This is a genomic window from Actinomadura rubteroloni, from assembly GCF_002911665.1.
Taxonomy (GTDB): domain Bacteria; phylum Actinomycetota; class Actinomycetes; order Streptosporangiales; family Streptosporangiaceae; genus Spirillospora; species Spirillospora rubteroloni.
Genome location: NZ_MTBP01000002.1, coordinates 955,518 through 967,929, shown reverse-complemented (window position 1 = coordinate 967,929; position 12,412 = coordinate 955,518). Strand labels below are relative to the sequence as shown.

Genomic DNA, 12,412 nt, shown 5'->3' with positions numbered 1-12,412 from the left:
GCGGCCCGTCTGGAAAACTGGACGGGCTATGGAATACGTCATCCTCTTCGCCGTGCTCGCCGCCCTGATCGTGGTCGTCGGCGGCGTCATGTTCCTGCGTCCCGCGCGCCGCAGGCCGCGCCCACCCGTAGAACCGGAGGAACGGCCCCGCGCGGAGGCGGGGGAGGCCGCCACCGGGGACGGCCGCGCCGCCGCCCCGGTCATCGAGAAGCCGCCGCCGGTACCGCCGGCCCGGCCCGAACCGGAGATCGAGAAGCCGCCGCCCGGCGCGGGCCGGCTCGTCCGGCTGCGCGCCCGGCTCGCCCGCTCCCAGGGCACGTTCGGCAAGGCGCTGCTCGGCCTGCTGTCGCGCGACACCCTGGACGACGAGGCATGGGAGGAGATCGAGGACACGCTGATCGGCGCCGACATGGGCGTCGCGGTGTCCCGGCAGATCGCCGAGGACCTGCGCACCCGCGTCCAGGTGCTCGGCACCCGCACCCCCGAGGAGGTGCGCGGCATGCTCCGGGACGAGCTGGTCAAGCAGATCGGCCCGGACGTGGACCGCGCGGTGCGAACGGCGCCGCACGGCACCCGGCCCGCCGTCGTGCTCGTCGTCGGCGTCAACGGCACCGGCAAGACCACGACCTGCGGCAAGCTCGCGCGCGTCCTGGTCGGGGACGGGCGCTCGGTCGTCCTCGGCGCCGCCGACACCTTCCGCGCCGCAGCCGCCGACCAGCTCGAAACGTGGGGGTCGCGGGTCGGCGCCCCGGTCGTCCGGCGCGAGGAGGGCGCCGACCCGGCCAGCGTCGCCTTCGACGCGGTCAAGAGGGGCATCGACGACAAGACCGACACGGTCATCGTGGACACCGCGGGCCGTCTGCACACCAAGACCGGCCTGATGGACGAGCTGGGCAAGGTCAAGCGGGTCATCGAGAAGCAGAGCCCGATCGACGAGATCCTGCTCGTCCTGGACGCCACCACCGGCCAGAACGGGATGCAGCAGGCGCGGGTGTTCGCCGAAGTGGTGAACGTCACGGGCGTGGTGCTCACGAAGCTGGACGGCACCGCCAAGGGCGGCATCGTCGTCCAGGTGCAGCGGGAGCTGGGCGTCCCGGTGAAACTCGTCGGCCTCGGCGAAGGCGCGGACGACCTCGCGCCCTTCGAACCGGAAGCCTTCGTGGACGCGATCCTGGGCGACTGAGCGTCCGCACGGCCTGACACTCCGTCCGCGCGTTACCGCGCGGGCGGAGTGTTTTTGTCAGGAGCAGACGAGGAACCGGGCCCTGACACCGTCGCTCACTGGCAAAGTTCCCTAGCGTCAACTGGTTCGGTGATCCGTCCGAAACACGGTCGAAACACTCACTGGTGTGGTTTCACACCATCGAAACATTGCCGCCCCCCTGGCGAAACGGCTGGGCCGGAGTCTCTGAGCCAACAGAATCATGTGGCCGAGGAGGGACAGCCCCCGAGATGAAAATCGACAGCGGCAACACTGCCTGGATGTTGGCGAGCACAGCGCTCGTCCTGCTCATGACCCCGGGGCTCGCGTTCTTCTACGGGGGGATGAGCCGAGCCAAGAGCGTGCTCAACATGATGATGATGAGCTTCGTCAGCATCGCCGTCGTGGGCATGGCATGGGTGGTCTACGGCTACTCCATCGCCTTCTCCGACGGCGGCGGCGCCAACAAGTTCATCGGCGGCCTCGACGACTGGGGTCTCGTCGGCCTGGAGAAGACCGCCACCCTCGACGACGGCACCGGCATCCCGAGCCTCGTCTTCGTGGCGTTCCAGGCGACCTTCGCCATCATCACGGTCGCGCTGATCAGCGGCGCGCTCGCCGACCGCACCAAGTTCGGCGCGTGGGTGGTGTTCTCCCTCGTCTGGGTCACCCTCGTCTACGCGCCGATCGCCCACTGGGTCTGGGGCGGCGGCTGGATCATGGACAAGGTCAAGGCGCTCGACTTCGCGGGCGGCACGGTCGTCCACATCAACGCCGGCGTCGCGGCCCTCGCGGTCGTGCTCGTCCTCGGCAAGCGGCGCGGCTGGCCGAAGGACCCGATGCGCCCGCACAACCTGCCCTTCGTCCTCCTCGGCGCGGGTCTGCTGTTCTTCGGCTGGTTCGGGTTCAACGCCGGCTCCGCCCTCGCGGCCAACGACATCGCGGGCGTCGCGCTGATCAACACGATGGTCGCCACCTGCGCGGCGGGCTTCGGCTGGATCGTGGTGGAGAAGCTGCGCGACGGCGCGTCCACGACGCTCGGCATCGCGTCCGGCTTCGTCGCCGGGCTCGTCGCGATCACCCCGGCCTGCGCCTACGTCACCCCGGTCGGCGCGCTCGTCCTCGGCCTGATCGCGGGCGCGGTCTGCGCCTTCGCCGTCAGCCTGAAGTACAAGCTCGGCTACGACGACTCGCTCGACGTCGTCGGCGTCCACATGGTCGGCGGCATCATCGGCGCCCTGCTCATCGGCTTCCTCGGCAGCACCGCCGTCAACCCGGCGGGCGCCAAGGGCCTGTTCGCCGGCGGCGGGCTGGAACTGCTCGGCAAGCAGGCGATCGCGGTCGCCGTCACGATCGTCTACTCGTTCGTCGTCACGTTCATCATCGCCAAGGTCATCGACCTCACGATGGGCTTCCGGATCGACGCCGAGGACGAGATCTCCGGCATCGACAGCGCCGCCCACGCCGAGACGGCCTACGATTTCGGCAGCGTCCACGCCGGGTCGGCGATTTCCCACGGCACGCTCGCCGGCAGCGGCAGCGACCAGACGAAGGTGGAGGCGGAAGCGTGAAGCTGATCACGGCGGTCATCAAGCCGTTCAAGCTGGACGAGGTCAAGGCGGCCCTGGAGACGGCCGGGGTCAAGGGCCTCACCGTCAGCGAGGCCAGCGGCTTCGGCCGCCAGAAGGGCCACACCGAGGTCTACCGGGGCGCCGAGTACAAGGTCGACCTCGTGCCCAAGCTCCGCGTCGAGGTGCTGGTCGACGAGGCCGACGCCGACGAGATCATCGACGTGATCGTCAAGGCCGCCCGCACCGAGAAGATCGGCGACGGCAAGGTCTGGGCGGTCCCGGTGGACACGATCGTCCGCGTCCGCACCGGAGAGACCGGCCCGGAAGCCCTGTAGTGGAAGTGGCCCCCGACTCGGCCCGCGCAGCCCTCGCGGCGGCGCGGGCCGAGCGCTGCGCGGACCTGGACGACTGGCTCGCGGGCCTGCTGGCCGCCGGGGACGGCGTCCCCGAGGGCGTCGCGCTCGTCGCCGTCGGCAGCCTCGGCCGCCGCGAGCTGACCCCCGGCGGGGACCTGGACCTCGTGCTCGTCCACCGGGGACGGTCCGACGTCGCCGCCCTCGCCGACCGCCTCTGGTACCCGATCTGGGACGCCGGGCTCCGCCTCGACCACTCGGTGCGGACCGTCGCCGAGGCCCGCAAGGTCGCCCGCGCCGACATGAAGGCCGCGCTCGGGCTGCTGTCGGCCCGCCGCGTCGCGGGCGAGCACGCGCTGGCCGACGAACTGCGCGCCGCCGTCCTCGCCGACTGGCGCGCCGACGCCCGGTCCCGCCTGGCCGAACTGGGCGAGATGTGCCGGACGCGCTGGGAGTCGCAGGGCGAGCTGGCCTTCCTCCTCGAACCCGACCTGAAGGAGGCGCACGGCGGGCTGCGCGACGTCCACGTCATGCAGGCCGTCGGCGCGTCCTGGGTGGCGTCCGCGCCCGACGCGCGCGTCCGCGCCGCCCACGACCTGCTGCTGGACGTCCGGCACGCCCTGCACGACCAGACCGGGCGGTCCGCCGACCGGCTCGTCCTCCAGGAGCAGAACCCCGTCGCCGCCGCGCTCGGGCTCGGCGACGCCGACCGGCTGCTGCGCGCCACCGCCGAGGCCGCCCGGACGGTCGTCCACGCCTCCGACCACCTCTGGCACCACGTGGACCGGTTCCTCGCGCCGCGCCGCCGGGGCAAGGCCCCCGCCGAGCGCCGCCCGGTCGCCGACGGCGCCGTCGAGCAGGACGGCGCGGTCGTCCTCGCGCGCGGCGCCGACCTCGCCGACCCCGCGCTCGTCCTGCGCGTCGCCGCCGGCGCGGCCCACGCCGGGCTGCCGCTCGCGCCCGCCACCGTCGGCCGGCTCGCCGAGCACGCCGCCCTGCCCGCCGCGCCCTGGCCCGCCGCCGCCCGCGACGCCCTGGTCGCGCTGCTCGGCGCCGGGCCCGCCGCGATCCCGGTGTGGGAGGACCTCGACCAGGCCGGTCTCATCGTGCGGCTGCTGCCGGTATGGGAGCGCGTCCGCAACCGTCCGCAGCGCAACCCCTTCCACCGCTACACCGTGGACCGCCACCTGGTCGAGGCCGCCGCCGGGGCCGCCGCGCTGACCCGCGAGGTCGCCCGGCCCGACCTGCTGCTCGCCGGCGCGCTCCTGCACGACATCGGCAAGGGCTCGCCCGGCGACCACTCGGTGACGGGCGCGGCCCTGGCCCGCGACATCGCCGCCGACCTCGGCTTCGACGCCGGGGACGTGGCCGTGCTGGAGACCGCCGTCCGGTACCACCTGCTGCTGCCCGACACCGCCACGCGCCGCGACATCGACGATCCGGCGACGATCGAGACCGTGCTCGCCGCCGTCGCCACCGTCCCGGGGCGCGAGATCGAACTGCTGGACCTGCTCGCCGCGCTCGCCGTCGCCGACGCCAAGGCCACCGGGCCGACGGCCTGGAACGCGTGGAAGGCCGGGCAGATCGCCGAGCTGACCCGCCGCGTCCGCGCCGCCCTGTCCGGCGACGTCCTGCCGCCGCCGCCCGCCCCCCGGCCCGCGCTCGTCCGGCACGACGGGGCCGCCGTCCGCATCGCCGGGTCGGAGATCACGATCGCGGCGCCGGACCGTCCGGGGCTGCTGTGGCGCGTCGCGGGCGTGCTCGCGCTGCACCGGCTCGTCGTCCGCGGCGCCCGCATCACGTCCGTGCCCGACCACGGCACGGCCGTCCTGGAGTTCACCGCGCTGCCCGAGTTCGGGACGCCGCCCGAGCCCGCCGCGCTGGAGGCCGACCTGCGCCGCCTGCTCGCCGACCGGCTGGACGTCGCCGAACGGCTCGAACGCCGCGCCCGGTCCGTCCGGGTCCGTCCAGGCGTGCCCGTCGCGCCGCCCCGCGTGACGGTCGTGGAGGACGCCTCGGCCGTCGCCACCGTGATCGAGGTCCGCGCGCACGACCGTCCCGGCCTGCTGTGGCGGGTCGGCCAGGCCATCGGAGCGTGCGGCCTCCAGGTCCGCGCGGCGCGCGTCGACACGCTCGGCGCCGAGGCCGTGGACGTCTTCTACGTCGTGGACGGCGACGGCAAGCCCCCCGCCGACCCGGCCGTGCTCTCCGACGTCCGGCAACGCGTCCTCACGGCGCTGCGCTGACCCGGCGATCTTCGACCGGGCGACCGGCGCGCGCGACCCGATAGTCTGAAGGGCGATCCCAGAAGCTTTCCAAGGACGGGTCCAGACACGTGTTCGAGACGCTCTCCGACCGGTTGACGACGGTCTTCTCGTCGCTGCGCAGCAAGGGCCGGCTCTCCGAGGCCGACATCAACGCGACGGCCCGCGAGATCCGTGTCGCGCTGCTCGAAGCCGACGTGGCGCTGCCCGTCGTCAAGGACTTCATCGCCCGGATCAGGGAGCGGGCGGCCGGGGCCGAGGTCTCGCAGGCGCTCAACCCGGCGCAGCAGGTCGTCAAGATCGTCAACGAGGAACTGGTCACCATCCTCGGCGGCGAGACCCGCGAGATCCGCTACGCCAAGAACCCGCCGACCGTGATCATGCTCGCGGGCCTCCAGGGCGCGGGCAAGACGACCCTCGCCGGCAAGCTCGCCCGCTGGCTGAAGGCCGCCGACCACACGCCGCTGCTCGTCGCCGCCGACCTCCAGCGGCCCAACGCCGTCCAGCAACTCCAGGTCGTCGGCGAGCGCGCCGGGGTGCCGGTGTTCGCGCCCGAGCCCGGCAGCGGCGTCGGCGACCCGGTGGACGTGGCGCGCCGCTCCATCGAGCACGCCAACCGCGCCCTGCACGACGTCGTCGTCATCGACACCGCGGGCCGCCTCGGCATCGACGCCGAGATGATGCAGCAGGCCGTCGACATCCGCGACGCCGTCAGCCCCGACGAGGTGCTGTTCGTCGTCGACGCGATGGTCGGCCAGGACGCCGTGAACACCGCCCAGGCGTTCATGGACGGCGTCGGCTTCGACGGCGTCGTCCTCACCAAGCTCGACGGCGACGCGCGCGGCGGCGCGGCGCTGTCGGTACGGCACATCACCGGCCGGCCGATCATGTTCGCGTCCACCGGCGAGAAGCTGGAGGACTTCAGCGTCTTCCACCCCGACCGCATGGCCGGGCGCATCCTCGACATGGGCGACGTCCTCACCCTGATCGAGCAGGCCGAGCAGGCGTTCGACGCCGAGCAGGCGCAGCGGATGTCCACGAAGTTCGTCTCGGGTGAGGACTTCACCCTGGAGGACTTCCTCGAGCAGATGATGATGATCCGCAAGCTCGGGCCGATCGGGAACCTGCTCGGGATGATGCCCGGCATGGGCCAGGTCCGGGACCAGATCAGCCAGATCGACGACAAGGACCTCGACCGCGTCGCCGCGATCATCCGCTCGATGACGCCGGACGAGCGCAGCAACCCCAAGATCATCAACGGGTCGCGGCGGGCGCGCATCGCGCGCGGCTCGGGCGTCGGCGTCGGCGAGGTCAGCAGCCTGGTCACCCGGTTCTTCGACGCGCAGAAGATGGTCCGGCAGATGGCGGGCGGCATGGGCCTGCCCGGTACACCCGGCCGCCGCAAGGCCAAGCAGGCCGCCAAGGCGGCCAAGAAGAAGGGCAAGCAGCGCAGCGGCGACCCGCGCAAGCGCGCCGCCGGGCGCGCCGAGACGCCCGCCGGGGCGCCCGACGGCGCCCCCCAGGGCCTTCCGCCCGGCCTCGGCGGCGGGCAGCTTCCCCCCGGGCTCGGCGGCGGCCAGCTTCCGCCCGGCTTCACGATGCCCGACCTCGGCAAGCTGCAGGGCCGCAAGAAGAAGTGACGGCCGTGGCGTCCGCTTCCTCCGGAATTGCGAGGCGGACGCCACGCCCGGGCCGCCGCCGTGACCGCGCGATTGCGCCGCCGCTCGGATCGTCTGGCAGAATGTGACACTGGAAATCCCGGATCAGCGCGAGGCGCCCTCTCTCGTCCTGCGCAGCCGGAGTCCTCTGCCCGCATGGCGCCGGTGTTTCCCCACCTGGCCCGGATCGGGCACCTGTACCAAGTCTGGAGAACACCACACCCGTGGCAGTCAAGATCAAGCTCAAGCGTCTGGGGAAGATCCGGAACCCGCAGTACCGGATCGTCGTGGCCGACGCCCGCACCAAGCGGGACGGTCGCGCCATCGAGGAGATCGGGCTCTACCAGCCCAAGCAGGAGCCCTCGCTCATCCGGATCGACTCCGAGCGGGCGCAGTACTGGCTGGGCGTCGGCGCGCAGCCGACCGAGCCGGTGCTCAACCTGCTGAAGATCACCGGTGACTGGCAGAAGTTCAAGGGCGAGCCGGGTGCCGAGGGCACCCTCAAGGTCGCCGAGCCGGGCCAGGACAAGAAGGCCGTCTTCGAGGCGGCCGTCAAGGAGTCCATGGGCACCGACGCGGGCGAGGCCCCCGCGCCGCGCACCCGCAAGAAGTCCGAGCCGAAGAAGACCGAGCCGAAGCCGACCGAGGCGAAGCAGGCCGAGTCGGCCGAGCCGGCCGCGACCGCCGACGGCAGTAGCGAAGTCGAGGGCTGACGTGCTCGAAGAAGCGCTGGAGCACCTGGTGCGGGGGATCGTGGAGAGCCCGGACGACGTCCTGGTCCGCGCCCGCCGCATCAGGGGCGGCCGGGTCCTCGAGGTGCGCGTGCACCCCGATGACCTCGGCAAGGTCATCGGCCGCAGCGGACGCACCGCCAAGGCCCTGCGCACCGTGATCAGCGCCCTTTCCGGGGGCCGGTACGTGCGGGTGGACCTCCTCGACGTGAACGAGGTCCGCTGACCGTGGCGCCCCGCCGGGCCGCGCCCCGGCCGTCCGGCGAGCGGCTCGTCGTCGGCCGGGTCGGACGCGCGCACGGTGTGCGCGGCGAGGTCCAGATCGACGTGCGGACCGACGACCCGGATCTCCGGTTCGCCGTCGGCACCGTGATCGCGACCGATCCCGCCACCGCCGGGCCGCTCACCGTGGCCCAGGTGCGCCCGCATTCAGGGCGCCTGCTCCTGCGCTTCGCCGGGGTCGGCGACCGCACCGCCGCCGAGGAACTGCGCGGCGTGTGGCTGGTCGTCGACCCCGCCGACATCCCCGCCCCGTCCGACCCCGACGAGTTCCACGACCGTGATCTGGTCGGGCTCGCGGTCGTCACGGACGCGGGCGCGGATGTCGGCACCGTCACCGACGTCCTGCACCACGGGCAGGATCTGCTGGTCGTCCGGCGTCCCGGCGCCGACGACGCGCTGATCCCGTTCGTGTCCGCGCTCGTCCCCGAGGTCGACCTGACCGCGGGACGCGTCGTCGTGACCCCTCCGCCCGGCCTCCTGGACGACGGGGCGGTCTGAGCCGGCGCGCGAGGAAGGCCATGAAACTCGACATCGTCTCGATCTTCCCGGAGTACTTCGCGCCGCTGGAGATCTCCCTGCTCGGCAAGGCGCGCCGCGCCGGGCTGCTGGACGTCGCCGTCCACGACCTGCGGCAGTGGGCCCACGACCGGCACCGGACCGTGGACGACACGCCCTACGGCGGCGGTCCCGGCATGGTGATGAAGCCCGAACCGTGGGGTGCGGCGCTCGACGCCGTCGCGCCGGGTCCGGAGCTGCCCCGGCTCGTCGTCCCGACGCCCAGCGGACGCCCGTTCACCCAGGCCACCGCGGCCGAACTCGCCGGTGAGCCGTGGCTGCTGTTCGCCTGCGGGCGCTATGAGGGCATCGACTCGCGCGTCGTCGCCGACGCCGCCACCCGGATGCGGGTGGACGAGGTCAGCCTCGGCGACTTCGTCCTCGCGGGCGGGGAGGTGGCCGTGCTCGTCATGGTCGAGGCGATCGGACGGCTGCTGCCCGGCGTCCTCGGCAACGCCGAGTCCGTCGCCGACGACTCCTTCGCGCCGGGCTCGATGGAGTCGCTGCTCGAAGGGCCCGTCTACACCAAGCCGCCCGTCTGGCGGGACCGCGCCGTCCCGGACGTCCTGCTGTCGGGCCACCACGGCGCCATCGCGCGCTGGCGGCGGGACGAGGCGCTGCGCCGCACCGCCCGGCACCGCCCCGAACTGCTCGCCCGTCTCGACCGGGACGGGCTGGACGCCCGCGACCGGGCCGTCCTCGCCGACACCGGTTTTCCGGTGGACGACGAAGATATGGCACACTGAGATGTTCCGTGTGCCCTGCACACGGCACGATCTTGTTCCGCCTCTCGCGGCGCGACGCCCCACCTCAGCGCAGGCACCGGAGCCTCTCGACGTCCGCGTTCGACCCTTGAGGAAGTCATGCACACCCTGATCCAGGAGATCGAGAAGGCCGCGCTGCGTTCCGACCACCCGGCCTTCCGTCCCGGCGACACGGTGAAGGTGCACGCGCGCATCACCGAGGGCAAGGTCACCCGCGTCCAGGTCTTCGAGGGCGTGGTCATCCGCCGCCAGGGCGGCGGCGCCCGCGAGACGTTCACCGTCCGCAAGGTGAGCAAGGGCGGCTACGGCGTCGAGCGCACCTGGCCGCTGAACAGCCCGCACATCGAGAAGCTGGAAGTGGTCGTCCGCGGCGACGTCCGCCGCGCGAAGCTGTACTACCTCCGCAACCTGCGGGGCAAGGCCGCGCGCATCAAGGAGAAGCGGGACTTCTGACCGTTCGCCCGCGCCCCGGGAACGCAGGTGGTTCCCGGGGCGTTGGCGTTCTGGCGGCGACACGCGCGTGCGCGCGGTGCGGGGGCGTGCGCGCCGCTAGGCTTTCGCCCTGATGACAAGCGAGGACGATCGGAGAGACGTGCGATCCGAGGCCGAGGGCGCGGTGCCCGAAGATGAGGAGACCGTGACCCCTGGCGAGGACACCGCCGCCGAGGACGAGCCGAAGCGCAAGAAGCCGGGCTCGTTCTGGAAGGAGCTGCCGGTCCTGATCGTCGTCGCGATCGTGCTGGCGCTCGTGATCAAGGCGTTCGCCGTGCAGGCGTTCTACATCCCCTCGGGGTCGATGGAGAACACGCTGCAGGTCGGCGACCGGGTGCTCGTCAACAAGATCGTCTACCACACGCGGTCGATCGAGCCGGGCGACATCGTCGTCTTCAACGGGCTCGACTCCTGGGACCCGGAGACCACGGTGCCGAAGCCGTCGAACCCGGTCTCCAAGGTGCTGCACGCGATCGGGACCGCGTTCGGCGTAGCGCCGAACGAGAAGGACTACATCAAGCGCGTCATCGGCGTCGCGGGCGACCGGGTGAAGTGCTGCACCGCGGGCCGCGTGACGGTCAACGGCAAGCCGCTCACCGAGGAGTCCTACCTCTACACCGACCCGGTGACGCATGAGCAGAACCGGCCGTCGGAGACCGCGTTCGACGTGACGGTCCCCAAGGGCCACATCTGGGTCATGGGCGACCACCGGGACCTGTCCTGGGACTCGCGCAACCACCGGGGCGACCCGGGCGGCGGCGCGATCCCGGTCGACAAGGTGATCGGACGCGCGTTCGTGATCGTCTGGCCCGTGGGGCACATGGGCGGGCTCGGGATCCCGTCGACGTTCGAGCAGCCCGGCATCCGCGCGTCCGCGACCGTCCTGCCCGGAACGCCGCTCGCGGCGGGCTTCGTGGGCGCGGTCCCGGTGACGCTGCTGTGGCGCCGCCTGCGCGTCCGCCGCAACCAGCGCTCCTGAACCGTCGCGGCGTGATCTCGGTCACGCCGGGCGGCGGCGTCCCTGGTCGCCGGGATGCGGCCCGTCCGCGCTCGGACTCGGGTGTCGGCGGGGGGACGTACCCTGCGGTGCATGGACCGTCCCCTTCGCTTCACGCCGCGCCGTGACGCGGGTCTGTACGCGTACGAGCGGTCGCTGGCGCACGCCGGCTTCCACCGTGTCGCGGGTGTGGACGAGGCGGGCCGGGGCGCCTGCGCGGGGCCGCTCGTCGTCGGCGCGGTGGTCCTCCCGTCCGGCCGGCGGGGCGTCATCGAGGGCCTGACGGACTCCAAGCTGCTCACCCCGGCGCGGCGCGAGCAGATCTACGCCGAGGTCGTGGCGCGCGCGGAGGCGTGGAGCGCGGTCGTGATCCCGTGCCACGACATCGACCGCACCGGCGTCCACCGGTGCAACATCGCCGGGATGCGCCGGGCGCTGGCGGCGCTGCCGGTCCGTCCCGACTACGTGCTGAGCGACGGCTTCCGCGTCCCCGGCCTGGACGTCCCGGGCCTCCCGGTGATCAAGGGCGACCGGGTGGCGGCGTGCGTGGCGGCGGCGTCGGTGATCGCCAAGGTCACGCGCGACCGCCTCATGGTGGACCTCCACGACCGTTTCCCCGACTACGGCTTCGACGTCCATAAGGGTTACGTGACACCCGACCACTCGGCGGCCCTGCTGGAGCACGGGCCCTGCCCCGAGCACCGGTTCTCCTACGTCAACGTCGGACGGGCGCAGCGCGGGCACGGCGGGACGGTTCCGGCGGGAAACGGGTCGGGGTCCTTGGACCGAACCCCCTAAGGGGTAGGCGAAAACAGGGGTTGGCAGCGGTCGGACGGGGTCTGAGAATCCTCCCAGGGAGATCGAGCGGGCAGATCGACGGGGAGGGGGACGGATGACGGTGTGGCGGCCGCGGCTCCGGGTGCCGGCGGCGGAGACGGACCTGCGGCGCGTGTTCGGCGGCTTTCCGAGCGGTGTGGTCGCGGTCTGCGCGGTTGGACCCGACGGGGAGCCCGTCGGCATGGCCGTCAGTTCGTTCACCTCGGTGTCGCTGTCCCCGGCGATGGTGTCGGTGAGCGTGACGTCCGCGTCGCGGACGTGGCCGGGGCTGCGCGCCGCCGGGACGGTCGGGATCAGCGTCCTCGCCGAGGGCGCCGGGACGCTGTGCCGGGCGCTCGCGGGTCCGGCGATGGACCGATTCACGGGCGCGGACTGGGCGGCGGCCGAGAGCGGGGCGGTGTTCCTGCGGGGCGCGGTCGCCTGGCTGGAGTGCGCGGTGGCGGGCGAGGTGGCCGCGGGCGACCACGCGATCGTCCTGCTGGAGGTGCGCGCGGTCGGCGACCGTCCGGGAGAACGGCCGCTGGTGTTCCACGGCAGCCGGTTCTGGGCGCTGGCCGAGAGCGGCGGGCGGCTGGTCGACCGGGTCGACGGCGACCTGTTCGACGAGCTGGTCGGGCTCGCCCCGCACGCGGGCGTCGAGCGGGTGCTGACGCCCCCGGCCTGGCGTGTCCGGGAGGCCGATTGACGGGCGTCGACGGGGCGGTGCC

Annotated in this window: 13 protein-coding genes; all 13 read left to right on the top strand. The window is 73.0% G+C overall.

The features are described from left to right. Nucleotides 1–28: 28 nt before the first annotated feature. The 13 genes from ftsY to BTM25_RS15890 all read left to right on the top strand — a co-directional run bounded on the left by ftsY (nucleotide 29) and on the right by BTM25_RS15890 (nucleotide 12,390). Nucleotides 29–1,183 carry a signal recognition particle-docking protein FtsY gene (gene ftsY / locus BTM25_RS15950; protein ID WP_103563671.1) on the top strand — a complete coding sequence of 385 codons (1,155 nt, stop codon included), beginning with the start codon at nucleotides 29–31 and terminating at the stop codon, nucleotides 1,181–1,183. A 269-nt stretch (nucleotides 1,184–1,452) separates the two neighbouring features. Further along, the gene (locus BTM25_RS15945; protein WP_103563670.1) at nucleotides 1,453–2,772 is read left to right on the top strand and encodes an ammonium transporter; all 1,320 of its coding nucleotides are present in this window, start codon (nucleotides 1,453–1,455) and stop codon (nucleotides 2,770–2,772) included. After that, nucleotides 2,769–3,107, top strand: a complete 339-nt coding sequence (locus tag BTM25_RS15940) for a P-II family nitrogen regulator (protein ID WP_103563669.1) — start codon at nucleotides 2,769–2,771, stop codon at nucleotides 3,105–3,107. The genes BTM25_RS15945 and BTM25_RS15940 overlap by 4 nt, the downstream gene beginning before the upstream one ends. Then, entirely contained in the window at nucleotides 3,107–5,371 is a 2,265-nt protein-coding gene (locus tag BTM25_RS15935) for a [protein-PII] uridylyltransferase (RefSeq protein ID WP_103563668.1), read from the top strand. The genes BTM25_RS15940 and BTM25_RS15935 overlap by 1 nt, the downstream gene beginning before the upstream one ends. An 89-nt stretch (nucleotides 5,372–5,460) precedes the next feature. Then, complete coding sequence (gene ffh, locus BTM25_RS15930) at nucleotides 5,461–7,029, top strand: signal recognition particle protein (RefSeq protein WP_103563667.1); 1,569 nt, start codon at nucleotides 5,461–5,463, stop codon at nucleotides 7,027–7,029. A gap of 242 nt (nucleotides 7,030–7,271) precedes the next feature. Beyond that, nucleotides 7,272–7,760, top strand: coding sequence for a 30S ribosomal protein S16 (gene rpsP / locus BTM25_RS15925; RefSeq protein ID WP_103563666.1), 489 nt, complete (start codon nucleotides 7,272–7,274; stop codon nucleotides 7,758–7,760). 1 nt (nucleotide 7,761) lies between these two features. After that, entirely contained in the window at nucleotides 7,762–8,004 is a 243-nt protein-coding gene (locus tag BTM25_RS15920) for an RNA-binding protein (protein WP_103563665.1), read from the top strand. A gap of 2 nt (nucleotides 8,005–8,006) precedes the next feature. Further along, nucleotides 8,007–8,558, top strand: a complete 552-nt coding sequence (rimM, locus tag BTM25_RS15915; protein WP_103563664.1) for a ribosome maturation factor RimM — start codon at nucleotides 8,007–8,009, stop codon at nucleotides 8,556–8,558. A 20-nt stretch (nucleotides 8,559–8,578) separates the two neighbouring features. Then, nucleotides 8,579–9,361: a tRNA (guanosine(37)-N1)-methyltransferase TrmD gene (gene trmD / locus BTM25_RS15910; protein ID WP_103563663.1), complete on the top strand. Its 783-nt coding sequence runs from the start codon at nucleotides 8,579–8,581 to the stop codon at nucleotides 9,359–9,361. Nucleotides 9,362–9,478: 117 nt separating this feature from the next. Next, nucleotides 9,479–9,832: a 50S ribosomal protein L19 gene (gene rplS, locus BTM25_RS15905; protein ID WP_103563662.1), complete on the top strand. Its 354-nt coding sequence runs from the start codon at nucleotides 9,479–9,481 to the stop codon at nucleotides 9,830–9,832. A gap of 139 nt (nucleotides 9,833–9,971) precedes the next feature. Next, nucleotides 9,972–10,850, top strand: a complete 879-nt coding sequence (gene lepB, locus BTM25_RS15900; RefSeq protein ID WP_103563661.1) for a signal peptidase I — start codon at nucleotides 9,972–9,974, stop codon at nucleotides 10,848–10,850. A 111-nt stretch (nucleotides 10,851–10,961) separates the two neighbouring features. Then, on the top strand, nucleotides 10,962–11,666 hold the full coding sequence (locus BTM25_RS15895) for a ribonuclease HII (protein WP_103563660.1): 705 nt from the start codon (nucleotides 10,962–10,964) through the stop codon (nucleotides 11,664–11,666). 94 nt (nucleotides 11,667–11,760) lie between these two features. Next, entirely contained in the window at nucleotides 11,761–12,390 is a 630-nt protein-coding gene (locus BTM25_RS15890) for a flavin reductase family protein (protein ID WP_103563659.1), read from the top strand. Nucleotides 12,391–12,412 lie beyond the last annotated feature (22 nt).